21 protein-coding genes and 3 rRNA genes are annotated in these 26,947 nt (G+C 64.5%); 8 read left to right on the top strand and 16 right to left on the bottom strand.

Features of this window, described 5'->3' with window-relative positions; all coding sequences use genetic code 11:
* The first annotated feature begins 7 nt into the window (after positions 1-7).
* A complete protein-coding gene (gene glgB / locus BST14_RS00315) occupies positions 8-2,203 on the top strand; it encodes a 1,4-alpha-glucan branching protein GlgB (protein WP_083062616.1) in 2,196 nt (731 codons plus the stop codon).
* A 3-nt stretch (positions 2,204-2,206) separates the two neighbouring features.
* Here glgB and BST14_RS00310 read toward each other — a convergent pair whose 3' ends face one another.
* Together BST14_RS00310 and BST14_RS00305 are read right to left on the bottom strand one after the other, a co-directional pair.
* Complete coding sequence (locus BST14_RS00310; RefSeq protein WP_083062615.1) at positions 2,207-3,124, bottom strand: tetratricopeptide repeat protein; 918 nt, start codon at positions 3,122-3,124, stop codon at positions 2,207-2,209.
* Positions 3,125-3,301: 177 nt separating this feature from the next.
* Entirely contained in the window at positions 3,302-4,483 is a 1,182-nt protein-coding gene (locus BST14_RS00305; protein WP_083062614.1) for an acetyl-CoA C-acetyltransferase, read from the bottom strand.
* An 89-nt stretch (positions 4,484-4,572) separates the two neighbouring features.
* On the opposite strand from BST14_RS00305, the gene mce reads away from it, so the two are divergent.
* On the top strand, positions 4,573-5,040 hold the full coding sequence (gene mce, locus BST14_RS00300; RefSeq protein WP_083062613.1) for a methylmalonyl-CoA epimerase: 468 nt from the start codon (positions 4,573-4,575) through the stop codon (positions 5,038-5,040).
* A 9-nt stretch (positions 5,041-5,049) separates the two neighbouring features.
* Here mce and BST14_RS00295 read toward each other — a convergent pair whose 3' ends face one another.
* On the bottom strand, positions 5,050-5,355 hold the full coding sequence (locus BST14_RS00295; protein ID WP_083062612.1) for an Rv1322 family protein: 306 nt from the start codon (positions 5,353-5,355) through the stop codon (positions 5,050-5,052).
* Between the two features lie 23 nt (positions 5,356-5,378).
* Positions 5,379-6,050: an endonuclease NucS gene (nucS, locus tag BST14_RS00290; protein ID WP_083062611.1), complete on the bottom strand. Its 672-nt coding sequence runs from the start codon at positions 6,048-6,050 to the stop codon at positions 5,379-5,381.
* A 45-nt stretch (positions 6,051-6,095) separates the two neighbouring features.
* Between nucS and BST14_RS00285 the strand changes: the two genes are divergently transcribed.
* Complete coding sequence (locus tag BST14_RS00285) at positions 6,096-7,730, top strand: adenylate/guanylate cyclase domain-containing protein (protein WP_083062610.1); 1,635 nt, start codon at positions 6,096-6,098, stop codon at positions 7,728-7,730.
* 59 nt (positions 7,731-7,789) lie between these two features.
* Positions 7,790-8,164 (top strand): hypothetical protein, encoded by a 375-nt coding sequence (locus tag BST14_RS00280; protein ID WP_083062609.1) that lies wholly within the window; start codon positions 7,790-7,792, stop codon positions 8,162-8,164.
* A 17-nt stretch (positions 8,165-8,181) separates the two neighbouring features.
* Here the strand turns inward: BST14_RS00280 and BST14_RS00275 are convergent, their stop codons facing one another.
* Complete coding sequence (locus BST14_RS00275) at positions 8,182-9,363, bottom strand: MFS transporter (RefSeq protein ID WP_169926026.1); 1,182 nt, start codon at positions 9,361-9,363, stop codon at positions 8,182-8,184.
* A 137-nt stretch (positions 9,364-9,500) separates the two neighbouring features.
* On the opposite strand from BST14_RS00275, the gene BST14_RS00270 reads away from it, so the two are divergent.
* From BST14_RS00270 to BST14_RS00260, 3 genes are all read left to right on the top strand, one after another.
* Positions 9,501-10,400, top strand: a complete 900-nt coding sequence (locus BST14_RS00270) for a LysR family transcriptional regulator (protein ID WP_083062607.1) — start codon at positions 9,501-9,503, stop codon at positions 10,398-10,400.
* Positions 10,401-10,622: 222 nt separating this feature from the next.
* A complete protein-coding gene (locus BST14_RS00265) occupies positions 10,623-12,110 on the top strand; it encodes a DNA-3-methyladenine glycosylase 2 family protein (protein WP_083062606.1) in 1,488 nt (495 codons plus the stop codon).
* Positions 12,107-12,610 carry a methylated-DNA--[protein]-cysteine S-methyltransferase gene (locus BST14_RS00260; RefSeq protein WP_083062605.1) on the top strand — a complete coding sequence of 168 codons (504 nt, stop codon included), beginning with the start codon at positions 12,107-12,109 and terminating at the stop codon, positions 12,608-12,610. Before BST14_RS00265 ends, BST14_RS00260 begins: the two co-directional genes overlap by 4 nt.
* A 58-nt stretch (positions 12,611-12,668) precedes the next feature.
* Here BST14_RS00260 and rrf read toward each other — a convergent pair.
* The 4 genes from rrf to murA form a co-directional block, all read right to left on the bottom strand.
* Positions 12,669-12,781 (bottom strand): 5S ribosomal RNA (gene rrf / locus BST14_RS00255).
* A gap of 82 nt (positions 12,782-12,863) precedes the next feature.
* Positions 12,864-15,974: ribosomal RNA gene (locus BST14_RS00250) — 23S ribosomal RNA — on the bottom strand.
* Positions 15,975-16,256: 282 nt separating this feature from the next.
* A 16S ribosomal RNA gene (locus tag BST14_RS00245) occupies positions 16,257-17,787 on the bottom strand.
* The 16S, 23S and 5S rRNA genes sit together here, the layout of an rRNA operon.
* 361 nt (positions 17,788-18,148) lie before the next feature.
* On the bottom strand, positions 18,149-19,402 hold the full coding sequence (gene murA, locus BST14_RS00240; RefSeq protein WP_083062604.1) for a UDP-N-acetylglucosamine 1-carboxyvinyltransferase: 1,254 nt from the start codon (positions 19,400-19,402) through the stop codon (positions 18,149-18,151).
* 68 nt (positions 19,403-19,470) lie between these two features.
* Between murA and BST14_RS00235 the strand changes: the two genes are divergently transcribed.
* On the top strand, positions 19,471-20,052 hold the full coding sequence (locus BST14_RS00235) for a cob(I)yrinic acid a,c-diamide adenosyltransferase (protein WP_083062603.1): 582 nt from the start codon (positions 19,471-19,473) through the stop codon (positions 20,050-20,052).
* 17 nt (positions 20,053-20,069) lie between these two features.
* Here the strand turns inward: BST14_RS00235 and BST14_RS00230 are convergent, their stop codons facing one another.
* From BST14_RS00230 to BST14_RS00200, 7 genes are all read right to left on the bottom strand, one after another.
* Positions 20,070-20,513, bottom strand: a complete 444-nt coding sequence (locus BST14_RS00230; protein WP_083062602.1) for a DUF2550 domain-containing protein — start codon at positions 20,511-20,513, stop codon at positions 20,070-20,072.
* 7 nt (positions 20,514-20,520) lie between these two features.
* Entirely contained in the window at positions 20,521-20,886 is a 366-nt protein-coding gene (locus tag BST14_RS00225) for a F0F1 ATP synthase subunit epsilon (RefSeq protein WP_083062601.1), read from the bottom strand.
* 34 nt (positions 20,887-20,920) lie between these two features.
* Complete coding sequence (atpD, locus tag BST14_RS00220) at positions 20,921-22,369, bottom strand: F0F1 ATP synthase subunit beta (protein WP_083062600.1); 1,449 nt, start codon at positions 22,367-22,369, stop codon at positions 20,921-20,923.
* Positions 22,370-22,387: 18 nt separating this feature from the next.
* A complete protein-coding gene (locus BST14_RS00215; RefSeq protein WP_083062599.1) occupies positions 22,388-23,296 on the bottom strand; it encodes a F0F1 ATP synthase subunit gamma in 909 nt (302 codons plus the stop codon).
* Between the two features lie 6 nt (positions 23,297-23,302).
* Positions 23,303-24,991 carry a F0F1 ATP synthase subunit alpha gene (gene atpA / locus BST14_RS00210; RefSeq protein WP_083062598.1) on the bottom strand — a complete coding sequence of 563 codons (1,689 nt, stop codon included), beginning with the start codon at positions 24,989-24,991 and terminating at the stop codon, positions 23,303-23,305.
* 67 nt (positions 24,992-25,058) lie between these two features.
* The gene (locus tag BST14_RS00205; RefSeq protein ID WP_083062597.1) at positions 25,059-26,399 is read right to left on the bottom strand and encodes a F0F1 ATP synthase subunit B/delta; all 1,341 of its coding nucleotides are present in this window, start codon (positions 26,397-26,399) and stop codon (positions 25,059-25,061) included.
* 6 nt (positions 26,400-26,405) lie between these two features.
* Positions 26,406-26,939 (bottom strand): F0F1 ATP synthase subunit B, encoded by a 534-nt coding sequence (locus BST14_RS00200; protein ID WP_083062596.1) that lies wholly within the window; start codon positions 26,937-26,939, stop codon positions 26,406-26,408.
* Between the last annotated feature and the right edge of the window lie 8 nt (positions 26,940-26,947).

Here is a 26,947-nt window from a genome sequence, read left to right as displayed (position 1 = left end):
AAGGGACATGAGCCAAGCCGACCAACTCGCTCGGACGCACTTGGCGCCCGATCCGGCCGACCTGTCGCGCCTGATCGGCGGCACGCACCACAACCCGCACGGCATTCTGGGCGCCCACGAATACGACGATCACACCGTCATCCGGGCGTATCGGCCGCATGCGGCCGAAGTTGTCGCACTGGTCGGCGATGACCGGTTTCCGTTGCAGCACATCGAATCCGGTCTTTTCGCCGTGGCGTTGCCGTTCGTCAACCTGATCGACTACCGGCTGGAGATCACCTATCAGGGTGCCGAGCCGTACGTCGTCGCCGACGCCTACCGCTTCTTGCCGACCCTGGGCGAGGTCGACCTTCACCTGTTCGGGGAGGGACGCCACGAGCGGCTTTGGGAGGTCCTCGGCGCGCATCCACGTTCGTTCACCACGGCCGACGGTGTCGTCACCGGAGTGTCGTTTGCGGTTTGGGCGCCGGCCGCCAAGGGCGTCAATCTGATCGGTGAGTTCAACGGCTGGACCGGTAACGAAGGCCCGATGCGGGTGTTGGGCTCATCGGGTGTCTGGGAACTGTTCTGGCCCGACTTTCCCCCCGAGGGGCTGTACAAGTTCCGGGTGCACGGGGCCGACGGTGTGGTGACCGAGCGCGCCGACCCCATGGCGTTCGCCACCGAGGTGCCGCCGCACACCGCATCCCGGGTGACGCGCAGCACCTACACGTGGGAAGACGCCGACTGGATGGCCGAGCGCGCGCAACGCAACCCGGTGTTCGAGCCGATGAGCACCTATGAGGTTCACCTGGGTTCCTGGCGCCCCGGCCTCAACTACCGCGAGCTGGCCCGCGAGCTGACGGATTACGTGGTGGAACACGGGTTCACCCACGTCGAGCTGCTACCGGTCGCCGAGCACCCCTTCGCCGGATCGTGGGGTTACCAGGTGACGTCGTACTACGCGCCGACATCGCGATTCGGCACTCCCGACGAGTTCCGGGCGCTGGTCGACGCCTTGCACCAGGCCGGCATCGGTGTGCTGGTGGACTGGGTGCCGGCGCACTTTCCCAAGGACGCCTGGGCGCTCGGCCGGTTCGACGGCACGGCGCTCTACGAGCACTCCGACCCCAACCGGGGTGAGCAACTCGATTGGGGCACCTACGTATTCGACTTCGGCCGTCGCGAGGTGCGTAACTTCCTGGTGGCCAATGCGCTGTTCTGGCTCCAGGAATTTCACGTCGACGGCCTGCGCGTGGACGCGGTCGCCTCGATGCTCTACCTGGACTACTCGCGGCCCGAAGGGGGCTGGGCCCCGAACATCTACGGCGGCCGGGAGAACCTGGAGGCGGTGCAGTTCCTGCAGGAGATGAACGCCACGGTGCACAAGACCGCGCCGGGCATCGTCACCATCGCCGAGGAGTCCACCTCGTGGCCCGGCGTGACGCGGCCGACAAACCTTGGCGGCCTGGGCTTTTCGATGAAGTGGAACATGGGCTGGATGCACGACACGCTCGACTACATGAGCCGCGACCCCATCTACCGCAGCTATCACCACCATGAGATGACGTTCTCGATGCTCTATGCGTTCAGCGAGAACTACGTGCTGCCGATCAGCCATGACGAGGTGGTGCACGGCAAGGGAACGCTGTGGGGCCGGATGCCGGGCAACAACCACGTCAAGGCGGCCGGGCTGCGCAGCCTGCTCGCCTACCAGTGGGCGCACCCGGGTAAGCAACTGTTGTTCATGGGACAGGAATTCGGGCAGCGCGCCGAGTGGTCCGAGGAACGCGGTCTGGATTGGTGGCAGCTCGACGAGCAGGGATTCTCCAACGGGGTATTGCGCCTGATCCGCGACCTCAACGACATCTACCGCAGCCACCCGGCGCTGTGGAGCCAGGACACCGTGCCGGACGGCTACTCCTGGATCGACGCCAACGACTCGGGCAACAACGTGCTGAGCTTCCTGCGCTACGGCAGGGATGGCTCGGTAATGGCTTGCGTGTTCAACTTCGCGGGCGCCGAGCACAGTGGGTACCGGTTGGGGCTGCCGTCGGCCGGCCGGTGGCGCGAGGTGCTCAACACCGACGCGACGGCCTACAACGGATCCGGGATCGGCAACATGGGCGGCGTGGACGCCACGGAAGACCCGTGGCACGGCCGCCCGGCGTCGGCGCTGCTGGTGCTGCCGCCCACGTCGGCGCTGTGGCTGGCCCCCGAGTAAACCTCAGTACAGCGCGTTGGCGAGGTTGCGCCGTCCGGCGACGACCTCGGGATCGGCCGGGTCGAACAGCTCGAACAGCTCGACCACCCGGGTGCGCACCCGGGTGCGATCGTCGCCGGATGTGCTGCGCACCAAGGCGATCAGGCGATCGAAGGCGGGCCCGACCTCCTGGTTGAGGATCTGCACGTCGGCCGCCGCGAGGGCGGCCTCGATGTCACCGGGCGCGGCGTCGGCGACGGCGACGGCGTCCGGGCGTTGCCCGGTTGCGCGCGTGAGGAATTCGATCTGCCGAATCGCGCCCTTGGCTTCGGCGTTGGCCGGATTGGCGTCCAGGATCGACTGATACGACGCCCTGGCCGCCTCGAAGTCGCCGTCTTCCAGCTGTTGGCGGGCCGCGGCCAGCACCGGGTCGACCGCCTCCGCCTCCGCGGAACCGGTTGAGCCCTTGAGCTTTCCGGCGGTCGCCGAGAGAATCTGGTCCAGCCAGCCGCGCAACTGCTCGGCCGGCTGCATTCCCTGGAAACTCGATATCGGCTGCCCGGCGGCCAATGCCACCACGGTCGGGACGGCGTCGACACCGAATATCTGCGCCACCCGGGGCGTGACATCGACGTTGACCGTCGTCAACGACCACTTGCCGTTGTCCTGGGCGGCCAGCCCGGCCAACGTGTCAAGCAGCTGGACACACGCATCGCTGCGCGGCGACCACAGCAGCACCACGACGGGCACTTCCTCGGACCGCAGCAGGACCTCGGCCTCGAAATTGGCCTCGGTGACCGCGATGATTCCGGGGTCGCCCTCGGCGGCCGACCGGGAGGATCCTGCGGCAGGCCCACCCGTGGGCTGGGGCCGCTGCTTGAGACCGGACAGATCGACCGCACCAGCCAGGGCGGGGCCGATAGGAGGGCGCGGACGACTCACGCCGTCAAGTTTGTCATGCGGACCGGCTACCCATCCACCCGGTGGCCGAGCCGTTCACAGGGCGGCGCGACCGGCCGAAATGCGCACGAAAAGGCCCGCGATCGGCGGATATGACGAACATCACAGTGTCTCGCCGGCGCGCCGCGCCAGCAACGTCGCAAGCGGTCCGATCGGTGGCTAACCCGCGCGCAGAATCAGGGCGTCGCCCTGCCCGCCGGCCCCGCACAGCGCCGCGACGGCGTATCCGGAGCCGCGTCGCGCCAACTCCAGCGCGGCGTGCAGCGTGATCCGCGCTCCCGACATTCCGATCGGATGCCCGACGGCGATCGCCCCGCCGTTGACGTTGACCAGGTCGGGATTCACGCCCAGTTCGCGGGTCGAGGCCAGCGCCACCGCGGAAAACGCCTCGTTGATCTCGATGACGTCCAGCTGGTCGACGGAGATGCCCTCTCGGCTGATCGCCTTCTTGATCGCATTGGCCGGCTGCGACTGCAGCGTGGAATCGGGTCCGGCCACCACGCCGTGCGCGCCGATCTCGACCAGCCAGCTCAACCCCAGCTCCTGCGCCTTGGCCTTGCTCATCACCACCACCGCGGCGGCGCCGTCGGAGATCTGGGAGGCCGATCCGGCGGTGATGGTGCCGTCACGGCGAAACGCCGGCTTGAGGCCGGCCAGCGACTCGGCGGTGGTGTTGGCGCGGATCCCCTCGTCCTCGGTGAACTGCAGCGGATCGCCTTTGCGCTGAGGGATGTTGACCGGCACCACTTCGTCGGCGAAGGCGCCGTCCTTCCAGGCCGCGGCGGCCTTCTGGTGCGACCGGGCAGCGAACTCGTCCTGCTCCTGCCGGGTGAATTGGTCGACGTCATTGCGCTGCTCGGTGAGCGCGCCCATCGGCTGGTCGGTGAACACGTCGTGCAGGCCGTCGTAGGCCATGTGGTCCAGCACCGTCACGTCGCCGTACTTGTAGCCCGAGCGGCTGTCCATCAGCAGGTGCGGCGCCTTGGTCATGGACTCCTGGCCGCCGGCCACCACCACGTCGAACTCCCCGGCGCGAATGAGCTGGTCAGCCAGGGCGATGGAGTCGATGCCGGACAGGCACATCTTGTTGATGGTCAACGCCGGAACGTCCCAGCCGATGCCGGCCGCCACGGCCGCCTGGCGTGCCGGCATCTGGCCGGCGCCGGCCGTCAACACCTGACCCATGATCACGTAGTCGACGGCGGAGGCCGGCACCTTGGCCTTTTCCAGCGCCCCGGCGATCGCGATGGCCCCCAGATCGCTGGCCGAAAAGTCCTTCAGCGAACCCATCAGCTTGCCGATGGGTGTCCGCGCCCCAGCAACGATCACCGACGTCGTCATGACTATCTCCTAAAGCCCGTTAGGCGCTCCCCGGATGGCCGTTCCGGACTCCCGGAGAAGCGCAATCTTTGCCGCCAGGTTACCGTTATGTGATGACGACCGATCAAGTTGACGCCCGTCAGATCCTGGCCACCTCACTGGTGACGGCGATCGATCACGTCGGCATCGCAGTCGCCGACCTGGACGCCGCCATTGACTGGTACCACGACACCCTCGGCATGATCTTGGTGCACGAGGAAGTCAACGAAGAGCAGGGAATCCGCGAAGCCATGCTGGCCGTGCGCGACGCCCCGGCGGGTACCGCGCAGATCCAGTTGATGGCCCCGATCGACGAGTCCTCGACGATCGCCAAGTTTCTCGACAAGCGCGGGCCGGGCATCCAGCAGATGGCCGTTCGGGTCAGCGACCTCGACGCCTTGGTCTCCCGGCTTCGCGAGCAGGGCGTGCGGCTGATCTACGACGCACCCCGGCGCGGCACGGCAAACTCCCGGATCAACTTCATCCACCCCAAGGACGGCGGCGGAGTGCTCATCGAGCTCGTCGAGCCGGCCGCCTGACCCGGACCTTCACCACCACTTCCTGGTGGGACCGCGGGTAGCGCGGTGCGCCCAGCACGGCGTGTGCCAATGCCGGCGGTCCTCCACGTCACCCGACCCGCCCGCGGGCGAGGAATCGGCGGGCCACACCACCAGATGCGCTGAGCCGGAACGTATTTCGTGATCGCAGCCGGGGCACCGATAGGTCTTGGCCGCACGGGCCGCCGGCACGGGCCGGACCTCGTACTCGCGGCCGTCCGGGCCGACCTCCACCCGCCGCAGCGCCGGCGGCGCCAACGGTCGCTGCCGGCGTGGCGGGGTGCGGCGCCGAGCCATCCGGTCAGTGTAGCGGCGAACCCTCAGAACAGCCGGTACTCGTCGCTGTCCATCCCCCGCATCTTGTCGTAATCCAATGTCAGACAACGGATACCACGATCGGTGGCCAACGTGCGGGCCTGCGGCTTGATCTGCTGAGCGGCGAACACGCCCCTGACCGGCGCGAGCACGGTGTCGCGGTTGAGCAACTCCAGGTATCGGGTGAGTTGTTCGACGCCGTCGATCTCGCCGCGTCGCTTGATCTCCACCGCAACCGAGCCCCCGCGTTCGTCTCGGCAGAGCAGATCGACGGGACCGATGGCGGTCATGTACTCGCGGCGAACCAGCGTGTATCCCTCGCCCAGCAGTTGCACGTGCTCGGCGAGTAGCGCCTGCAGGTGCGCTTCGACGCCGTCCTTGACCAGGCCGGGGTCCACGCCGAGTTCGTGGCTGGAATCGTGTTCGATCTCCTCGACGGTGATACGCAGCTGTTCGCCCGCCTTGTTCTCGACCACCCATACCGGCGCATGATCACCGGCCTCCTCGGTCAGCCAGCACGGCGGGCTCATCCAGTTCAGCGGCTTGTAGGCGCGGTCGTCGGCGTGCACGCTGACCGATCCGTCGGCCTTGAAGAGCAACAACCTGCGCGCCGAGGGCAGATGCGCGGTGAGCCGGCCGACGTAGTCCACGGTGCATTGAGCGATCACGAGACGCACCCGACTCACCTTAGAGCGTGGCCGACAAATTAGGCTGACGCCACCATGTCGGCCAACCAGTCCGTGGCGCAGCGAATCGGCCGGGTGCTCGAACGGGTCACCCGTCAGAGCGGCCGTCTGCCGACCACGCCCGCGTACGGCTCCCTGCTGTTGGGGCGGGTGTCGGAAAGCCAGGGCCGTCGCCGGGTGCGCATCCAGATCATCATGACCGTCCTGGTGCTGGGGGCGAACCTGCTCGGGATCGGCGCGGGACTGGTCTTGGTGATCGTCGCCATCCCAGCGCCGAGCATTTTCGACGACGCGCCCGCGTGGATCACGTTCGGAGTGTCACCGGCCTACATCCTCCTGGCGCTGACGCTGGGCACCTTTTGGATCACCCGCAGAACCGTCCTGGCGTTGCGCTGGGCCATCGAGGAGCGCACTCCGACACCCGAGGACGAGCGCAACACGTTCATCGCCCCGTGGCGGATCGCGATGGTCGACCTGGTCCTGTGGGGAACCGGAGCGGTGCTTTATTCGGTCCTCTATGGCCTGGTCAATACGATGTTCATCCCGCGTTTTCTGGTCGGGGTCAGCTTCTGCGGTGTTCTGGTGGCCACCGGCAGTTATCTGCTCGCCGAGTTCGCCCTGCGCCCGGTGGCGGCTCAGGCCCTCGAGGCGGGCCCGCCGCCGCGGCGGCTGGCGGCAGGGATCATGGGCCGAACCATGACGGTGTGGTTTCTCGGTTCGGGCGTGCCCGTCATCGGCATCGCGCTTCTGGCGCTGTTCGAGGTGTGGCTGAAGAATCTCACCGAGACCCAGTTCGCGGTCGGTGTGCTGATCGTGTCGTCGGCCGCTCTGATCTTCGGCTGCATCCTGATGTGGATCCTGGCCTGGCTGACGGCGACACCGGTGCGCGTGGTGCGGGCGGCGCTTCAGCGTGTCGAAAAGGGGGACCTGTGCGGCGAATTGGTGGTGTTCGACGGCACTGAACTCGGTGAGCTGCAGCGCGGTTTCAACGCGATGGTCGACGGTCTGCGCGAGCGCGAGCGGGTTCGCGATCTCTTCGGTCGCCACGTCGGACGCGAAGTGGCGCTGGCCGCGGAACGCAAGAAGCCGAAGCTGGGCGGCGAAGAACGGCATGTGGCCGTCATTTTCATCGATATCCTTGGGTCGACGCAGCTGGTGACCAGCCAACCCCCATCCGAAGTCGTTGCGGTGCTCAACCGTTTCTTCGCGATCGTGGTCGAGGAGGTGGATCGCCACTGCGGGCTGGTGAACAAATTCGAGGGCGATGCGTCGCTGGCCATCTTCGGAGCGCCGAACCGCCTGGACAATCCCGAAGACGCGGCCCTGGGCGCCGCACGGTGCATCGCCGGGCGGCTGGCCGGCGAGATGACCGAACTCGAGGCGGGCATCGGCGTGGCCGCGGGGCAGGTCGTCGCCGGCAACGTCGGAGCCAGGGAACGCTTCGAGTACACCGTGATCGGTGAGCCGGTCAACGAGGCGGCCCGGCTGTGCGAGCTGGCCAAGTCGCACTCGAGCCGCTTGCTCGCGACGGCCGACGCCATCGAGCGCGCAAGCGAAACCGAGCGGGCGCGTTGGTCTTTGGGCGACAGCGTGACCCTTCGCGGCCATGAGCGTCCCACCCGACTGGCGGCGCCCGCCGCGGTTGATGACCCATCGGCCGCACACGGTTGATCTCGGGCCGGAATGGGTAGAGGGACACGAGAACCGACCCCTCAGAGAATGGTTTGCACATGACCGGCAGTGGAGTCACCCGTGTTTCGGTCGCCGCGGGAATCGCCGCGGCGATCGCACTGAGTTCGTTGACCGCGGGTTGCAGCTCGGGCACCAACAACAAGAACCCCAGCACGTCGACCGTCACCACCACCGTCACGACACCGGCGAGCGTGACCACGACGGCGCCGTCGGCCCCGGGGACCGGCGGCCCGGGTGGCGGTGGACCCGGCGTCGGGCCGGGTGGCGCCACCACCGCCGGGCCGGGTGGTTCGGGTGCCGGCGCCGGGCCCGGTGGGGCCAGCGCGGGCGTGCCGGGCGCCGGGGCCTCCGCGGGACCGGGCGGCGCGGGTGCCTGCGCCGGTGGCGTCTGTGTCGGAACGCCGCCCGGCTGAGCCTGGGGGCCAGCGGATCATCGGACGACGGCGCCGGCGCGGCGCCCGTTGGCCCGAGACCCGCTCTGCCGCATCAACATTGCGACGAGCAACGTACCGGCCGCCAGTAGCCCGGCCACGAACCACACCGTCGCCGGCCAGCCGCCGACACCGTAGACGACGCCGCCGAAGGCACCGGCCACCGATCCGCCCAGGTAGTAGCTGAACAGGTACAGCGCGGACGCCTCCGCGCGATCGCGGTGCGCCACCGCGCCCACCCAGCCACTGGCTACGGTGTGCGCGGCGAAGAATCCGCCGGTGAAGACGCCGACACCGACGACGATGACGCCCAGCGCGGGCGATACGGTGAGCAGCAGGCCGGTCACGGTCACCGGTAACGCGCAGCCGAGCACGAGCCGGCGCCCCCTGCGGTCGGCGAGCCGCCCGGCCACGACCGACGTCCAGGTACCCACCAGGTACAGGACGAACAGCAGGCCGACCACCGACGATGCCAATCCGAAGGGCCGGTCCGTCAACCGGTACCCGAGGTAGTTGTAAACCGTGACGAACGCCCCCATCATCACCGAGCCCAACGCAAACAGCTTCAGCAGCACCGGGTTTCGCACATGTCCGGCGAGGTTGCGCACGGTGTCGCGCACGCTAGCCGCCTTCGGGGTGAAGAACTGCGACCTGGGCACCAACAGGGCGAACACCGCCGTGCCGGCCAGCGTCATCACCGAGCACACCAGCAGCGCGACGCGCCAATTGCTGGCGTCGACGACCAGGGCCGGCACGATCCGTCCGACCAACCCTCCCACCGTGGTCCCCGCGACGTAGCGGCCCATCGCCGAACCGAGCGACGAGGCGTGCACCTCCTCGGCCAGGAACGCCATGGCGACCGCCGGTATGCCGGCCAGCGCGACGCCCTGCAGCGCGCGTCCGGCCAGCAGCACGCCGAGGGTGGGACTCAGCGGCAACAACAGCCCGATGACACTGGACGCTATGCCCGACGTCAGCATCACGGTGATGCGCCCGTGGCGCTCGGATAGCACACTGGCCGGGATGATCGACAGCGCCAACATGCCCGTCGTCAGTGAAACCGTCAGCGCCGCGGTGGCCGGGGCGATCCGATAGGACACGGACAACGCCGGGAGCAGGGCCTGCGTGCAGTACATGGCGGCGAAACTGGACAGGCCGGCGCCGTACAGCGCGATGGTCATTCGCCGATATCCCGTGGATCCGGCCTGATGCGCGACGACGTGGGGCACGGCAACGATGCTTCGGCCCGCACCGCTGCGAAGGAAATGAATTATTTCGGTGGCTATGATGCATTGGACGCATAAGCAGAGGTGGCTGGATGGCGGCGGGCGACTACGAGTGGTTCATCACACTCGCCGAATTGCAACACGTCACGGCTGCGGCGCAGCAGCTCAATGTCGCCCAGCCGACGCTGACCCGGATGCTGGCTCGCCTGGAACGGCAGGTGGGGGTGCCGCTGTTCGACCGGCACGGCCGGCGTCTCGCCCTCAACACGTACGGCCGGATCTTCTACGAGCATGCGCGGCGGGCCCAGCTGGAGCTGGATTCGGCCCGGCGCGAGATCGATGACCTGACGAATCCGGCCGTCAGCGAGATCCGGTTGGCGTTCCTGAGCTCGTTCGGGGCGACGGTGGTTCCGCGGTTGATCTCGAGGTTCGGGCAATCGTCACCGCGGGTGACGTTCACGCTTCAGGAGGGGCCCGCCGAATCGATCGTCGATCGCGTGCGGTCCGGCGTCGTCGACATCGGAGTGGTGTCGCCACGGCCACGGAAACGAACGCTGGCCTGGCGCAGCCTGTTTCGTCAACGGCTGGGCATCGCCGTTCCTGACGACCACCGGTTCTCGCACGTTGCGGCGGTGTCGATGATCGATCTGGCCGACGAGCGCTTCGTGACCATGCACCGCGGATTCGGCATGCGAGCACTGCTCGACGACCTGTGTGCGGCAGCGCAATTTCGGCCCCGAATCGGCTTGGAAGCCCCGACCCTCACGACCGTCGCCGGCCTGGTCGCCGCGGGCCTGGGTGTCAGCCTGGTACCCATCGACGGCAGCGAGCACGCCCCCGGGGCCCGTGTGCTTCGCCTGGTCGACGCCGACGCCTACCGCGATGTCGGCTTGGTCTGGAACTCCGATCGACCGTTGTCTCGCTCGGCACGCGACTTCATCGCGGCCGCCGCGGCGGTAGAACACCACCCGACGAGGACCCCGATCGGCTGAAAGCAACGTGCGATGCCGGCATCGACTCCCGTTCGGGCGATCACCGGAGCCAGCGGGTTGCGTCACAGTTAATGCCATCGCGCGCCGGAAAAGCTGGAATGGGCGGAAAAGCCCGCACCGGACGGTGAGCCGCCGACGAGGCTGACGGTCGCCCGGGCGCAACCCACGACGATGTCGCTTTTCCGCCAGTTTTGTCGGTGGCCGGGTGTAAGTCTTAAAACCGTGCACGACGACTTCGAACGCTGCTACCGCGCCGTCCAGTCCAAGGACGCCCGGTTCGACGGCTGGTTCGTCACCGCGGTGCTGACCACGCGGATCTACTGCCGGCCCAGCTGCCCGGTGCGGCCACCGTTCGCCCGTAACGTGCGGTTCTATCCGACCGCGGCCGCCGCGCAGCGCGCCGGCTTTCGCGCGTGTAAGCGGTGCCGCCCCGACGCCTCGCCCGGGTCTCCGGAATGGAACGTGCGGGGTGACATCGTGGCGCGAACGATGCGCCTGATCGCGGACGGCACGGTGGACCGTGCGGGTGTGGCCGGCCTGGCCGCCGGCCTCGGTTACACCACCCGGCAGCTGGAGCGCCTCCTGCAGGCCGAGGTTGGGGCCGGCCCGCTCGCCCTGGCACGCGCACAACGAGCCCAAACCGCCCGGGTGCTGATCGAAACGACGGATCTGCCGTTCGGCGACGTCGCATTCGCCGCCGGCTTTTCCAGCATCCGTCAGTTCAACGACACCGTGCGCTCGGTGTTCGAGAACACACCGAGCGCGCTGCGGCGGCACACGGCGGCACGCGCCGCCGCCGCCCCGAATTCGCCTGGCACCGTGTGCCTTCGGCTCCCGGTGCGCGCACCCTTCGCGTACGCCGGTGTCTTCGGACATCTGGCGGCGGGCGCGGTGCCCGGTTGCGAGGAGATTCGCGATGGCGCTTACCGGCGCAGTCTGCGCCTTCCGTACGGCAACGCGATCGTCGCCCTGACGCCCGCTGTCGATCACGTCCGTTGCGTGCTCGTGCTCGACGACTTCCGCGACCTGACGACGGCCATCGCGCGCTGCCGGCGACTGTTGGACCTCGATGCGGACCCGGAAGCCGTGGACGAGGCGCTCAGCGCCGACGACGAGTTCAGCGCCGTCGTAGCCAAGGCGCCCGGGCAGCGAATTCCGCGGACGGTCGACGAGGCCGAGCTCGCGGTGCGCGCGGTGCTGGGCCAGCAGGTGTCCACCAAGGCGGCGAGCACGCATGCCGGCCGCCTGGTCGCCGCCTACGGACCGCCGATCGACGACCCGGCGGGCTCCCTGACCCACGTCTTCCCGTCCGTCGAGCAGCTGGCGGAGATCGACCCGGTGCATTTGGCGGTGCCCAAAACCCGGCGGCGAACGCTGAGCGCTCTGGTCGCCGGCCTCGCCGACGGGAGTGTCGTGCTGAGTGCCGGGTGCGACTGGGAAAGGGCCCGAACCCAGTTGCTCGCCTTGCCCGGGGTGGGCCCATGGACCGCGGAGGTCATCGCCATGCGCGGCCTCGGCGATCCCGACGCGTTTCCCGCCAGCGACCTCGGCTTGCGCCTGGCCGCCAAGCAGTTGGGCCTGCCGTCCGACGAACGGTCCCTCGCCGCGCGCGGTGCACGGTGGCGACCATGGCGTTCCTATGCCACTCAATACCTCTGGACCACTCTCGAGCATCCGGTAAACCATTGGCCGCCACAGGAGGTCGCATGATCGAGTACCGCACTATCGACAGCCCGATCGGGCTGCTGACCCTGGCCGGCCGCGGCTCGGTGCTGACGCATCTGCGGATGGTCGATCAGACCTATGAACCGAACCGCGCCGGCTGGTCGCCGAACCCCGGGGCGTTCGGCAAGGCAGTCGAACAGCTCGCCGCGTATTTCGCCGGCGACCGCACCGACTTCGACTTCGAATTCGATCTGCAGGGCTCCGAATTCCAGCGCCGGGTATGGAATGCGCTGCTGACAATTCCGTACGGACAGACGCGCTCGTACGGACAGATCGCCGCCCAGATCGGTGCCGCCGGCTCCGCACGCGCCGTGGGATTGGCCAACGGGCACAATCCGATCGCGATCGTCGTGCCATGCCACCGGGTCATCGGTGCCAGCGGCAGCCTCACCGGTTATGGCGGCGGGCTCGACCGGAAGCGAAGGCTTCTCGATCTGGAGCGCAGGCACTCGACGGTCAACGCGAACCTGACGTTATTCGATTAGATACCGCATTAATCGTGCATGCAAAAACACCCCCGTTGCCGGGGGTGTTTTTGTGTATGTTCGGCGGTGTCCTACTTTTCCACCCGGATGGGCAGTATCATCGGCGCTGACAGGCTTAGCTTCCGGGTTCGGAATGGGACCGGGCGTTTCCCTGTCGCTGTGGCCGCCGTAACTCTATTTTAAATTTGTTTGGTGGGGGGTGTGGTGTTTCGCGGCATTGCTGCCGTGAAATGGACTGTGGTTGCGATTGTGTGTTGGTAAGTTTTCGGCCGGTTAGTGCCAGTTCCCTGCACCCATTACTGGGCTTCCAGGTCTGGCCTATCGAACCCGTGGTCTGCGGGGGGCCTTATCCCTCTAAAAGGGTGAGAAACCTGATCTTGGAGAAGGTTTCCCGCTTAGATGCTTTCAGCGGTTATCCTGTCCGAACGTGGCTATCCAGCCGTGCCCCTGGTGGGACAACTGGTATACCAGAGGTTCGTCCGTCCCGGTCCTCTCGTACTAGGGACAGGTTTCCTCAAGTTTCTGACGCGCGCGGCGGATAGAGACCGAACTGTCTCACGACGTTCTAAACCCAGCTCGCGTGCCGCTTTAATGGGCGAACAGCCCAACCCTTGGGACCTGCTCCAGCCCCAGGATGCGACGAGCCGACATCGAGGTGCCAAACCATCCCGTCGATATGGACTCTTGGGGAAGATCAGCCTGTTATCCCCGGGGTACCTTTTATCCGTTGAGCGACACCCCTTCCACTCAGAGGTGCCGGATCACTAGTCCCGACTTTCGTCCCTGCTTGACTTGTAAGTCTCACAGTCAAGCTCCCTTGTGCACTTACACTCAACACCTGATTGCCGTCCAGGTTGAGGGAACCTTTGGGCGCCTCCGTTACATTTTAGGAGGCAACCGCCCCAGTTAAACTACCCGCCAGGCACTGTCCGTGAACCCGATAAGGGTTCGACGTTAGGTGTCCAATACGATCAGAGTGGTATTTCAACAACGACTCCATACAAACTGGCGCCTGTACTTCACAGTCTCCCACCTATCCTACACAAACCGTACCGAACACCAATACCAAGTTGTAGTGAAGGTCCCGGGGTCTTTTCGTCCTGCCGCGCGTAACGAGCATCTTTACTCGTAGTGCAATTTCGCCGAGTCTATGGTTGAGACAGTTGGGAAGTCGTTACGCCATTCGTGCAGGTCGGAACTTACCCGACAAGGAATTTCGCTACCTTAGGATGGTTATAGTTACCACCGCCGTTTACTGGGGCTTAAATTCTCCGCTTCACCTTACGGTTAACGGGTCCTCTTAACCTTCCAGCACCGGGCAGGCGTCAGTCCGTATACATCGTCTTGCGACTTCGCACGGACCTGTGTTTTTAGTAAACAGTCGCTACCCACTGGTTTCTGCGGCCGAATCCCGCTCCCACCGCAAGGGTGTTCACGGTATTCCGGCCCCCCTTCTCCCGAAGTTACGGGGGCATTTTGCCGAGTTCCTTAACCATAGTTATCTCGTACGCCTTGGTATTCTCTACCTGACCACCTGTGTTGGTTTGGGGTACGGGCCGTGTATGTGCTCGCTAGAGGCTTTTCTTGGCAGCAGAGGATCACCGAATTCGCCTCAATCGGCTATGCATCACCTCTCGGGATTAATGAGCGACGGATTTGCCTATCGCTCTCCCTACGGGCTTGCTCCAGTATTACCACTGACTGGTACGGCTACCTTCCTGCGTCACCCCATCGCTTGACTACTACCAGCGAAGGTCCCACGCAGCCCCGAAACTCCATGCCCCCGAAGGGGAATGGTCGATCCGGTTTTGGGTGGTTAGTACCGCTGATTCATCAGGGACGCCTATACACGGGTACGGGAATATCAACCCGTTGTCCATCGACTACGCCTGTCGGCCTCGCCTTAGGTCCCGACTCACCCTGGGCGGACTGGCCTGGCCCAGGAACCCTTGGTCTTACGGCGGGCAAGGTTCTCACTTGCCTTATCGCTACTCATGCCTGCATTCTCACTCCCCCACCCTCCACCACCGGTTACCCGGAGGCTTCGCTGAATGAGGGACGCTCCCCTACCCACACTCACCGTAAAAGTGAATGTGCCGCGGCTTCGGCGGTGTGCTTGAGCCCCGCTACATTATCGGCGCATAATCACTTGACCAGTGAGCTATTACGCACTCTTTCAAGGGTGGCTGCTTCTAAGCCAACCTCCTGGTTGTCTCTGCGACTACACATCCTTTTCCACTTAGCACACGCTTAGGGGCCTTAGCCGGCGATCTGGGCTGTTTCCCTTTCGACGTACGGAGCTTATCCCCCGCCGTCTCACTGCCACGCTTTACACCACGGCATTCGGAGTTTGGCTGACGTCAGTAACCTAGTAGGGCCCATCGGCCATCCAGTAGCTCTACCTCCGTGGTGAACCACGCAACGCTGCACCTAAATGCATTTCGGGGAGAACCAGCTATCACGGAGTTTGATTGGCCTTTCACCCCTACCCACAGCTCATCCCCTCAGTCTTCAACCTAAGTGGGTTCGGGCCTCCACGCGGTCTTACCCGCGCTTCACCCTGGCCATGGGTAGATCACTCCGCTTCGGGTCCAGAACACGCCACTACACCCCAAAGGGGATGCGCCCTATTCAGACTCGCTTTCGCTGCGGCTACCCCGCACGGGTTAACCTCGCGACGTGTCCCTGACTCGCAGGCTCATTCTTCAAAAGGCACGCCATCACCCCACGAGGAGGCTTTGACGGATTGTAGGCACACGGTTTCAGGTACTATTTCACTCCCCTCCCGGGGTACTTTTCACCATTCCCTCACGGTACTAATCCGCTATCGGTCATCGAGAAGTATTTAGGCTTACCGGGTGGTCCCGGCAGATTCACAGCAGATTCCACGGGCCCGCTGCTACTCGGGAACTGATACAAGGTAGGTGTCGGGTTTTCGCGTACCGGGCTCTCACCGTCTACGGCAGACCATCCCAGGCCATTTCTGCTAACCACGACACTTTCTGACTACCCCTCAGCCAGGTAGAGCTGAGACATATCACTCCCACAACACCGCGCACACAACCCCTACCCGGTTATACATGCGTGCGGTTTAGCCTGTTCCGCGTTCGCTCGCCACTACTGACGGAATCACAATTGTTTTCTTCTCCTACGGGTACTGAGATGTTTCACTTCCCCGCGTTACCTCCCGCACCCTATATATTCAGATACGGGTAACACGACATCACTCGTGCTGGGTTTCCCCATTCGGAAATCCTCGGATCAATGCTCGGTTGACAGCTCCCCGAGGCATATCGCAGCCTCCCACGTCCTTCATCGGCTCTCGATGCCAAGGCATCCACCATGCGCCCTTAAACACTTACTTACACACAAAAACCAAAAAAGAAATTACACATTTCGATAAACACGCCGGCCACGAAGGACCGCGCGTTCATCTAGATGCTCGCAACCACTATCCAATACTCAAACACCACACCCCACCACCAAGGTGGAGGGACTCCACACGGATCGACCGAGTGTTGTCTCAGGGCCCAATAGTGTGTCTGGCGATATTTGCTGTTGTGCACCCGGTTTTCGTCCACTACAGACGAGAACCCCTCACGGCTCACACTCCACCAATTGGAATGCTTTTCGTGGTGCTCCTTAGAAAGGAGGTGATCCAGCCGCACCTTCCGGTACGGCTACCTTGTTACGACTTCGTCCCAATCGCCGATCCCACCTTCGACAGCTCCCTCCAAAAGGTTAGGCCACTGGCTTCGGGTGTTACCGACTTTCATGACGTGACGGGCGGTGTGTACAAGGCCCGGGAACGTATTCACCGCAGCGTTGCTGATCTGCGATTACTAGCGACTCCGACTTCATGGGGTCGAGTTGCAGACCCCAATCCGAACTGAGACCGGCTTTAAAAGGATTCGCTTAACCTTACGGCATCGCAGCCCTTTGTACCGGCCATTGTAGCATGTGTGAAGCCCTGGACATAAGGGGCATGATGACTTGACGTCATCCCCACCTTCCTCCGAGTTGACCCCGGCAGTCTCTCACGAGTCCCCGGCATTACCCGCTGGCAACATGAGACAAGGGTTGCGCTCGTTGCGGGACTTAACCCAACATCTCACGACACGAGCTGACGACAGCCATGCACCACCTGCACACAGGCCACAAGGGAACGCCTATCTCTAGACGCGTCCTGTGCATGTCAAACCCAGGTAAGGTTCTTCGCGTTGCATCGAATTAATCCACATGCTCCGCCGCTTGTGCGGGCCCCCGTCAATTCCTTTGAGTTTTAGCCTTGCGGCCGTACTCCCCAGGCGGGGTACTTAATGCGTTAGCTACGGCACGGATCCCAAGGAAGGAAACCCACACCTAGTACCCACCGTTTACGGCGTGGACTACCAGGGTATCTAATCCTGTTCGCTCCCCACGCTTTCGCTCCTCAGCGTCAGTTACTGCCCAGAGACCCGCCTTCGCCACCGGTGTTCCTCCTGATATCTGCGCATTCCACCGCTACACCAGGAATTCCAGTCTCCCCTGCAGTACTCTAGTCTGCCCGTATCGCCCGCACGCTCACAGTTAAGCCGTGAGATTTCACGAACAACGCGACAAACCACCTACGAGCTCTTTACGCCCAGTAATTCCGGACAACGCTCGCACCCTACGTATTACCGCGGCTGCTGGCACGTAGTTGGCCGGTGCTTCTTCTCCACCTACCGTCAATCCGAGAAAACCCGGACCTTCGTCGATGGTGAAAGAGGTTTACAACCCGAAGGCCGTCATCCCCCACGCGGCGTCGCTGCATCAGGCTTGCGCCCATTGTGCAATATTCCCCACTGCTGCCTCCCGTAGGAGTCTGGGCCGTATCTCAGTCCCAGTGTGGCCGGACACCCTCTCAGGCCGGCTACCCGTCGTCGCCTTGGTAGGCCATCACCCCACCAACAAGCTGATAGGCCGCGGGCCCATCCCACACCGCAAAAGCTTTCCACCAATAGACATGCGCCTAAAGGTCCTATCCGGTATTAGACCCAGTTTCCCAGGCTTATCCCGAAGTGCAGGGCAGATTGCCCACGTGTTACTCACCCGTTCGCCACTCGAGTACCCCCGAAGGGGCCTTTCCGTTCGACTTGCATGTGTTAAGCACGCCGCCAGCGTTCGTCCTGAGCCAGGATCAAACTCTCCAAACAAAATCTCCTCGCAGAGCGAGGTGAATTTCAAATCAGAGATACCTGACAAGACGCCAAAAAACTGGCATCAAAAAACGACCATACCCACACACGGGGGGTGCAAAGTATGGTCAAAAAACAACAACAAATAAAAAGACCAAACACACTATTGAGTTCTCAAACAACACTTGTTTCGCCCGTTTTGGGGCAACCCTGCCAGCTTAATACAGATCCGGCAGGTGAGTCAACTCCCAATTCTGATCTGCTAGAGATCGTCTCGGGAGTAGCCGTGCCAGGCTAGTACCAATCCAGCAAGGGAGTCAAGGCCCCGCTCTCGTCCACCTTCGCGTTGGTGATCGCGCTTGTGGGGCACTGACTTTGGTTACTGTACCCGCTCGATCTCCGCTCCCAAAATCGCCAGGTTTTCCACGAACAACGGGTAGCCGCGATCGATGTGGAAGACGTCGTGAACCTCGGTGTCTCCGTCGGCGACAAGCCCGGCCAATACCAGGCCCGCGCCGGCCCGAATGTCCGAACACCACACCGGCGCGCTCGACAATTGCGGCAGCCCCCGAACGACGGCGTGGTGTCCGTCGGTTCGGGCATCGGCGCCCAAACGGATCATTTCTTCGACGAACCGAAAGCGCGCCTCGAATACATTCTCGGTGATCATCGATGTGCCGTCGGCGATCGACGCCAGGGCGATGGCCATGGGCTGCAGGTCTGTCGGGAACCCGGGGAACGGCAGGGTCGCCACATTGACGGCCTTCGGGCGCTCGTACTGCGCCACCCGGAAGCTGTCGTCGGTCTGGGTCACCGTGGCGCCGGCGTCGTGCAACTTGTGCAGCACCACCTGCAGGTGCGCCGGGTCGATGCCCGTCACCGTGATGTCGCCGCGGGTGATCGCGGCGGCGATCCCCCAGGTGGCGGCGACGATGCGATCCCCGATGACGCGATGCTCGGTCGGGTGCAGCTTCGGGACGCCGGTGATGATCATCGTCGGCGAGCCGGCGCCTTCGATCTGCGCGCCCATCTGGTTCAACATCGTGCACAGGTCCACGACGTCGGGCTCGCGCGCCGCGTTGTGGATGACGGTCACGCCCTCGGCCACCACCGCGGCCATCAGGATGTTCTCGGTGGCGCCGACCGAGGGGAACTCCAGCTGAATCTCCGCGCCGCGCAACGCATCGGCCTGCGCCACCACGCATCCATGCTCGATGTTGCATTGCGCACCCAGCTGCCGCAGGCCGGCCTGATGCATGTCCAGTGGGCGCGAACCGATCGCGTCACCGCCCGGCAGCGCGACACGGGCGCGCTTGCACCGGCCGACCAGCGGTCCCAACACGCACACCGACGCGCGGAACTGCCGCACCGCGGCGAAGTCGGCATCGTATTTCGGCTCATCGGGTGAGGTGATCCGGGCGACATCGCCATCCAGTTCAACGGTTGCGCCCAGCCCGCGCAGCACCTCCGCCATCAGCGGCACGTCCAGGATGTCGGGGCAGTTGGTGATCGTGCTGGTGCCTTCGGCCAACAGCGTCGCGGCCATCAGCTTGAGCACGCTGTTTTTTGCGCCCCCTACTGCGACTTCGCCGGACAACCGGTTGCCGCCGGTCACCACGAATCGCTCAGCCACCCGCGTCAGTCTAGTGAAGCGGTATCGCCTTGTCAGTCGCCCGAGCCACACCCGAGTACGGTTTGCTCATGGCCGTACACCTGACTCGCATCTACACACGAACCGGCGACGACGGAACCACGGGATTGAGCGACTTCTCGCGGGTCTCCAAAAACGATCCCCGGCTGGTGGCCTACGCCGATTGCGACGAAGCCAACGCGGCAATCGGCGTCGCGGTCGCCGTGGGACGGCCCGACGAGCAGCTCGCGAGCGTGTTGCGACAGATCCAAAACGATTTGTTCGACGCCGGCGCGGATCTGTCGACTCCCGTGGTCGACAACCCCGAATATCCCCCACTGCGAGTCACCCAGCCCTACATCGATAGGCTCGAAAACTGGTGTGACACATACAACGAGCCCCTGCCGAAGTTGAATTCGTTTGTGCTGCCTGGTGGTTCGCCGTTGTCGGCGTATCTGCACGTCGCCCGCACCGTGGTGCGCCGGGCCGAACGATCGGCATGGGCCGCGGTCGATGCCGCGCCGGGGCAGGTCAATGTGCTGCCCGCGAAGTACCTGAACCGCCTCTCGGATCTGCTCTTCATCCTGTCGCGGGTGGCCAACCCGGGTGGCGATGTGCTCTGGAAACCGGGCGGCGGGAACGTCGGCGCGTAGTATGCCTTAAGCCCGATCTAGAGGCTGCGCCGGCGGGACCGCGGCGACGGACGCGATTCCAGCCAGGAAAGGAACGCCGTCAACGCGCCCTTGTCGAGCGCGATCTCGTAGCCAGACCTGCGGTCCTGGGTGGTGTCACGCAGCTCGATGACGACGATCTCATCGGTCATGATGTCGAACTCGTCGCCGCGTGGCGCCCTGCGGGACACGATCTCCACGCCTCGTCGGCTCAGCCGTCGGTCCGGCCACAATCGCAGACTGGACAGCCGGTAGAACGCGGCTTCACCACCGCGGTAACGGATCACACCGTGGCGCCAGCCGTGGCCTCCGACCGCGGGAATGTCTCGCATGATCCCCGCCGTGCCGCCCTGGCGCAGCTTCCACAATCGATAGCTCAGCGCGACGACGGCGCTCGCCAGCACGACGACGAGCACGACCATGCCAACCATGGGCGCGCTCATCGGCCGATTAGTCGATCGCGCCGACGGCGCGCAACCGTGCGCGCCCCCTGGCCGCGATACGCGGATCGTCCGACTCAGCAGCCTCTCTGGCGGCGCTCTCGTCGATCTCCGACTCGAACTCGGCTGATTCGGCGAGGATTGTCACCGATTCCTCGGTGACGGACAGGAATCCGCCGTCCACCGCGACCCGCAGATCGTCGTCACCTTCTCGTTCGACGCGCACCATTGCGTCGTCGACCAACTGCGCTACCAGCGGAATGTGCCGCGGCAAGATGCCGATCTCACCGACGGTGGTGCGAGTGAACAGAAACGTTGCTTCACCCGACCAGATCTTTCGGTCGACGGCGACTATCTCAACGTTCAATTCAGCCATGCCACGAGCCTTTCAGAGCCTTTTCGCTCACGCCTCAGGAATCCAGTTTGGCGCCAAAGCTTTCGGCCTTCTTCGCCAAGTCGTCGAGGCCACCGATCAAGAAGAACGCCTGCTCGGGGATGTGGTCGAAATCGCCCTTGGTCAGGCGGTCGAACGCCTCGATGGTCTCCTTCAGCGGCACCGTCGAGCCGGGCTGGCCGGTGAACTGTTCGGCCGCCATCATGTTCTGCGACAGGAATCGCTCGATTCGGCGTGCCCGCTGAACGAGCTGCTTGTCCTCTTCGGACAACTCGTCGATACCGAGGATCGCGATGATGTCCTGTAGGTCCTTGTACCGCTGCAGGATTCGGATGACTTCCTGCGCCACCCGGTAGTGCTCGTCTCCGACGACGCTCGGGTCCAGGATGGTCGAGCTGGATGCCAGCGGGTCCACTGCCGGGAAGATGCCTTTGGAGAACACCGAACGCGACAGCTCGGTGGTGGCGTCCAGGTGGGCGAACGTGGTTGCCGGCGCAGGGTCGGTGTAGTCGTCGGCGGGCACGTAGACGGCCTGCATGGACGTGATCGACTTGCCTCGCGTCGAGGTGATGCGCTCCTGCAGCTCGCCCATCTCGTCGGCCAGCGTGGGCTGGTACCCCACGGCCGACGGCATACGACCGAGCAAGGTCGATACCTCGGATCCGGCCTGCGTGAACCGGAAGATGTTGTCGATGAACAGCAGCACGTCCTGGCCGGCCTCGTCACGGAACCACTCGGCCATGGTCAGCGCGGACAGGGCCACGCGCATACGGGTGCCGGGCGGTTCGTCCATCTGACCGAACACCAGCGCGGTGTCCTTGAGTACGTCGGCTTCCTTGAGCTCGACCCACAGGTCGTTGCCCTCGCGGGTGCGCTCACCGACACCGGCGAAAACCGAAGTGCCACCGAAGTTTCGGGCAATACGGTTGATCATCTCCTGGATCAACACCGTCTTGCCCACGCCGGCACCGCCGAACAGCGCGATCTTGCCGCCACGCACGTACGGGGTGAGCAGGTCGACGACCTTCAGACCCGTCTCGAGCATCTCGGTGCGGGGCTCGAGCTCTTCGAAGGCCGGCGGTTTGCGGTGAATCGACCAATGCTCGAACTCTTCTCCGTAACCGGGCTTGTCCAGGCAGTCGCCCAGCGCGTTGAAGACGTGACCCTTGACCTCTTGGCCGACCGGCACCGAGATCGGCTTGCCACTGTCCGTCACCTGGACCCCGCGCACCAGACCGTCGGTGGGCTGCAGCGAAATGGTGCGCACCAGGTTGTCGCCGAGGTGCTGCGCCACCTCGAGCGTCAGGGTCTTCTTGAGCTCCTCGAACGTGATCTCCGCGTTGAGCGCGTTGAACAATTCCGGCACGGACCCGCGCGGGAACTCGACGTCGACCACCGGGCCGGTGATTCGCACGACGCGGCCGCTGGTGTCGGAGTTGGTGGTCTTTTCGTCAGTAGCAGTCATTTTCTTCTTCCTCGTGTGCTACTTAGCGTCGGCCAGCGCGTTTGCGCCGCCGACGATTTCGCTGATCTCTTGGGTGATCTGAGCCTGCCGCTCGCGGTTCGCCATCAGCGTGAGCTCCTTGATCAGGTCGTCCGCGTTGTCCGTTGCCGACTTCATCGCCCTTTGCCGCGACGCAAGCTCCGATGCCGCCGATTCGAGTAGTGCCGCGTAAACCCGGGTCGTCACGTACCGCGGCAGCAGGGCCTCGAAAAGCGTTGTCGCGTCCGGCTCGAACGAGTACAAGGTGTGGAGTTCATCGGTGTCCTCGACGTATTCCATGACCAGCGGAGCGATGCGGTGGGCCACCGCGGCCTGCGACATCATCGACTTGAACTCCGAGTAGACGATGTGCAGTTCGTCGACACCCTGGCCGTCCTGCGACTCGTCATCGCCCGTGCCGGCCATGAACGTCTCGACCAGGGTGGACGCGATCTCCGCGGCGTTTTCATACGAGGGCTGCTCGGAGAACCCCGTCCACGAGTCGGTGATGTCCCAGTTGCGGAACTTGAAGTAATTCAGCGCCTTTCGGCCCACCGTATAGACGACCGGCGCCTTGCCCTCCTCCCTAAGCAGGGAAAACAGCTCCTCGGAGCGACGGAAGATGCTCGAGTTGTACGCGCCACACAAACCACGGTCGGAGGACACCACCAGGACGCCGGCCCGCTTCGGCTCGTCACGTTCGACCAACAATGGATGGTCCAAAGCGGCCTCGGAGGACAGCGTGGTGAGCATCGACGTGATCTGAAATGCATACGGCCGGGCGGATTCCAACCTGGCCTGCGCTTTGCCGATGCGCGAGGTCGCGATCATCTCCTGGGCCTTGGTGATCTTCTTGATCGACCCGGCCGAACGGATCCGGCCGCGCAATTCGCGAAGTGTTGCTGCCATCGGTGGCTACTTCTTGTCCTTGCCGGAGGCCTTGGAACCCTTGGATTCCTTCTTGTCCTTCGGCTTCTCCTTTTTGACCTGTACGGACTCTTTTTCCAGATCCTCTTCGTCCAGGGCTTCGACGTGCTCGTCGGGCACCACCGATCCGCCGCCGGTGGCCGCGAAGCCCTTCTTGAAGTTGTTGATGATCTCGGTGAGCTGATTCTCGCCCTCTTCGGAGAGCTTGCCGCTGTCGCGGACGCCGGCCAGGAACTTCTCTTCCGAGGCCCGCATGTGGTCCAGCAGCTCGGTCTCGAAGCGCCGGACGTCCTCGACGGGCACCGAGTCCAGGTGACCGCCGGTGCCCAGGAAGATCGAAACGACCTGCTCCTCGACCGGCATGGGCTGGTACTGCGGCTGCTTGAGCAGTTCGACGAGCCGTTCACCGCGCTCCAGCTGCGCCTTGGACGTCGCGTCCAGGTCGGAGGCGAAGGCGGCGAACGATTCCAGTTCGCGGTACTGCGACAGGTCCAGCCGCAGCGAGCCGGCCACCTCCTTCATGGCCTTGATCTGCGCCGCACCACCCACGCGGGACACCGACACACCGACGTTGATGGCGGGCCGCACACCCTGGTTGAACAGGTCGGACTCCAGGAAGCACTGCCCGTCGGTGATGGAGATGACGTTGGTGGGAATGTAGGCCGAGATGTCGTTGGCCTTGGTCTCGATGATCGGCAGGCCGGTCAGCGAGCCACCACCGAGTTCGTCGGACAGCTTGGCGCAGCGCTCCAGCAGGCGCGAGTGCAGGTAGAACACGTCGCCGGGGTACGCCTCGCGGCCCGGCGGGCGCCGCAGCAGCAATGAGATCGCCCGGTAGGCCTCGGCCTGCTTGCTCAGGTCGTCGAAGACGATCAGCACGTGCTTGCCGTCGTACATCCAGTGCTGGGCGATGGCCGAACCCGTGTACGGCGCAAGCCATTTGAAGCCGGCCGATTCGGAGGCGGGCGCCGCGACGATGGTGGTGTAGTCGATCGCGCCACCCTCTTCCAGGGCGCGCCGGACGGAGGCGATCGTGGTGCCCTTCTGGCCGATGGCCACGTACACGCAGCGCACCTGCTTGCGCTCGTCGCCGCTCTCCCAGTTCTCCCGCTGGTTGAGGATGGTGTCCACGCAGACGGCGGTCTTGCCGGTCTTGCGGTCGCCGATGATCAGCTGGCGCTGGCCGCGACCGATCGGGGTCATGGCGTCGATCGCCTTGATGCCGGTCTGCAGCGGCTCGCTCACGCTCTGCCGCTGCACCACCGAGGGCGCCTGGATCTCCAGCGCGCGACGGATGTCGGTGTCGATGTCTCCGCGGCCGTCGATCGGCTGGCCGAGCGGATTGACGACGCGTCCGAGGAACGCGTCGCCGACGGGGACCGACAGGACTTCGCCGGTGCGCTTGACCTGCTGGCCCTCTTCGATCTTCTCGAACTCACCCAGGATCACCGCGCCGACGCTGTGCTCGTCGAGGTTGAGCGCGACGCCGAGGACGCCGCCGGGGAACTCGAGCAGCTCCTGGGTCATGACCGAGGGCAGGCCTTCGACGTGCGCGATGCCGTCCCCGGCGTCGACGACGGTGCCGACCTCTTCTCGGGAGGTGTCGGACGTGAAAGAGCCTACGTACTCCTCGATGGCGCTTTGGATGTCATCAGCGGAGATTGTCAACTCGGCCATGGCTTTTCGTCTTCCTACTTGATCGTGGTTCGCGTGCGTCGGAATAGGTTTGTGATGATGGTTGGTGTCAGTCGGGCAACTGAGCCTCGGCCGCGGCAAGGCGAGAAGCGAGTGTCCCGTCAATCACTTCATCGGCCACGGAGATGAGCAGACCGCCCAGCAGTTCGGCATCGATCTGCAGCTGCACCGCCACCGCGTGACCGTAGATGCGGCCGAGCACGTCGTTGAGACGAGACCGCTGGGCATCGCTGAGTTCGGCCGCGGCCCTGACCGTGGCGACGATCTCGTTGCGGCGCGCCACGGCGACTTTCGTCAAGAACTCAACGGCGTCCTCGGCGGGCTGGCCCCTGAGCAGTTCGACCGTCTGGGTCAGCAATGCGGTCACAATGGGGTGGACGCTGCCGCTTGCGCTGTCAAGCACCTTGCGCAACAACGCGACCCGACCCTCGACCGGAACGGCGTAGTCACCCAGCAGGATGGAAAGTTGCGGCTGTGCGTCGAGGATGCGGGAGAACCGGAACAGCTGTTCTTCGACCTCGTCGACTTTGTCGTCGCGTTCGGCGACTTCGAGCAGCGCCTGTCGAGACACGTGTTCGATGGCGTCGACCAGATCGGAGTTGGCCGACCAACGCTCCGAGACCGCCGAGCGCAGCACGTCGAGTGTGGCGTCGCCGACCTTGCCGGAAACCAGTCGCTCGATCAACCGGACCCTGGGGGCGCCATCCTCGGCGGGAACGGTGAGATAGCGCGTGACGACGATCTCGCGGTCCAGCATCTGCGCGACATCGACCAGCTCCCGGGAAAGCGCCGATAGAGCTTTGTTGTCAAGATCTTTGGCTATGGTGCTGAACTTATCCGACAGATCGGCCAGTGCGACGCGACTCGACGAGCGCATCTTGGTCATCAACGGATATTGGACGTCGGCCGATGCGGGAGCCATCTCGTCGAGCTCGTCGAGGAACCGGTCGACGGTGGCCGACTGCTGTGCCGGGTCGGCGACGTAGTTGCGCACCAACTCACCCGCTTGACGCACCGCTTCGTGCCCGAGTTCCATACGGAGCTGCCGGCTCAGCTGGGTGCGCAACAGGTCGACCTGGCGGCTGCCCTGCCCGGTGATGCGTTCGGATTCGATGTTGGCTTGGGCCTGCAACTGTTCGACGATGCGGCCCGAGTCGGTCTTGGCCTCCTCGACGATCCGTTCGGCCTCCGACTTGGCGGATTCGACGGCGTTGCTGTGTGCCGTGGTCGACTCGGCCAATCGATCGCTCGCCGTCGCAGCGTCTTTCAACTGCTGGCGCACGGCGTCTTGCCGAGCGGTCATCAGACGACGCACCGGCGGCACGACATACCGCACGACCAGAAACACGATGGCCGCGAATCCGATTAACTGCCCGATGAAAGTCGACATACGTGATTACCGCCCGGACTTCCCTGTTGCGGATGCGCTCGCGGTGGCGGGCGCGACCTCGACGCCCAGGATCCGGCTGGCCAGTGTCGCCGACATCGCGGCAACGTTGGCGCGCAGATCCAGTTCCACGGCGTCCCTCTCCCGCTTCAATTGCTCGGATGCCATTTGTAACGTCGACATCACCTGTTGTTCGGCACGGGCGCGCTCGTCTTCCACCACCTTACGGCCTTCGGCGCGGGCGTTGTCGCGCAGAGACGACGCCTGGACCCGCGCTTCGGTCAGGGCTTCTTCGTAGTCGGCCTTGGCCGCTTCGAACTGTTCGGCCGCCTTCTTGTTGTCGGCAGCCGTCTTGGCAACCATGGCGTCGCGCTCGCGCAACACCTTCATGACCGGCGGCACAACGAAGGTGCCGATGACGGCCAGCACGATCAGGAAGATGGCCAGCACGAAGAAGAAGGTGCCGTTCGGGACGAGGAAGTTGCTGCCTCCCTCGGCCACCACCTGGCTGGATGCCAGAACGCTCAGAGTCGCGTCACCCATCGCAGCGA

It is taken from the genome of Mycobacterium arosiense ATCC BAA-1401 = DSM 45069 (assembly GCF_002086125.1).
Taxonomy (GTDB): Bacteria; Actinomycetota; Actinomycetes; order Mycobacteriales; family Mycobacteriaceae; genus Mycobacterium; species Mycobacterium arosiense.
This window is presented reverse-complemented; position numbering and strand designations above follow the sequence as displayed.

Excerpts from the sequence above, each read along its gene's own strand:
- glgB (WP_083062616.1), top strand. The coding sequence starts at position 8 with ATGAGCCAAGCCGACCAACTCGCTCGGACGCACTTGGCGCCCGATCCG.
- BST14_RS00305 (WP_083062614.1), bottom strand. The coding sequence starts at position 4,483 with ATGACGACGTCGGTGATCGTTGCTGGGGCGCGGACACCCATCGGCAAG.
- BST14_RS00295 (WP_083062612.1), bottom strand. The coding sequence starts at position 5,355 with ATGGCTCGGCGCCGCACCCCGCCACGCCGGCAGCGACCGTTGGCGCCG.
- BST14_RS00285 (WP_083062610.1), top strand. The coding sequence starts at position 6,096 with ATGTCGGCCAACCAGTCCGTGGCGCAGCGAATCGGCCGGGTGCTCGAA.
- BST14_RS00280 (WP_083062609.1), top strand. The coding sequence starts at position 7,790 with ATGACCGGCAGTGGAGTCACCCGTGTTTCGGTCGCCGCGGGAATCGCC.
- BST14_RS00275 (WP_169926026.1), bottom strand. The coding sequence starts at position 9,363 with ATGACCATCGCGCTGTACGGCGCCGGCCTGTCCAGTTTCGCCGCCATG.
- BST14_RS00270 (WP_083062607.1), top strand. The coding sequence starts at position 9,501 with ATGGCGGCGGGCGACTACGAGTGGTTCATCACACTCGCCGAATTGCAA.
- BST14_RS00260 (WP_083062605.1), top strand. The coding sequence starts at position 12,107 with ATGATCGAGTACCGCACTATCGACAGCCCGATCGGGCTGCTGACCCTG.
- BST14_RS00235 (WP_083062603.1), top strand. The coding sequence starts at position 19,471 with ATGGCCGTACACCTGACTCGCATCTACACACGAACCGGCGACGACGGA.
- BST14_RS00230 (WP_083062602.1), bottom strand. The coding sequence starts at position 20,513 with ATGAGCGCGCCCATGGTTGGCATGGTCGTGCTCGTCGTCGTGCTGGCG.
- BST14_RS00225 (WP_083062601.1), bottom strand. The coding sequence starts at position 20,886 with ATGGCTGAATTGAACGTTGAGATAGTCGCCGTCGACCGAAAGATCTGG.
- atpD (WP_083062600.1), bottom strand. The coding sequence starts at position 22,369 with ATGACTGCTACTGACGAAAAGACCACCAACTCCGACACCAGCGGCCGC.
- BST14_RS00215 (WP_083062599.1), bottom strand. The coding sequence starts at position 23,296 with ATGGCAGCAACACTTCGCGAATTGCGCGGCCGGATCCGTTCGGCCGGG.
- atpA (WP_083062598.1), bottom strand. The coding sequence starts at position 24,991 with ATGGCCGAGTTGACAATCTCCGCTGATGACATCCAAAGCGCCATCGAG.
- BST14_RS00205 (WP_083062597.1), bottom strand. The coding sequence starts at position 26,399 with ATGTCGACTTTCATCGGGCAGTTAATCGGATTCGCGGCCATCGTGTTT.
- BST14_RS00200 (WP_083062596.1), bottom strand. The coding sequence starts at position 26,939 with ATGGGTGACGCGACTCTGAGCGTTCTGGCATCCAGCCAGGTGGTGGCC.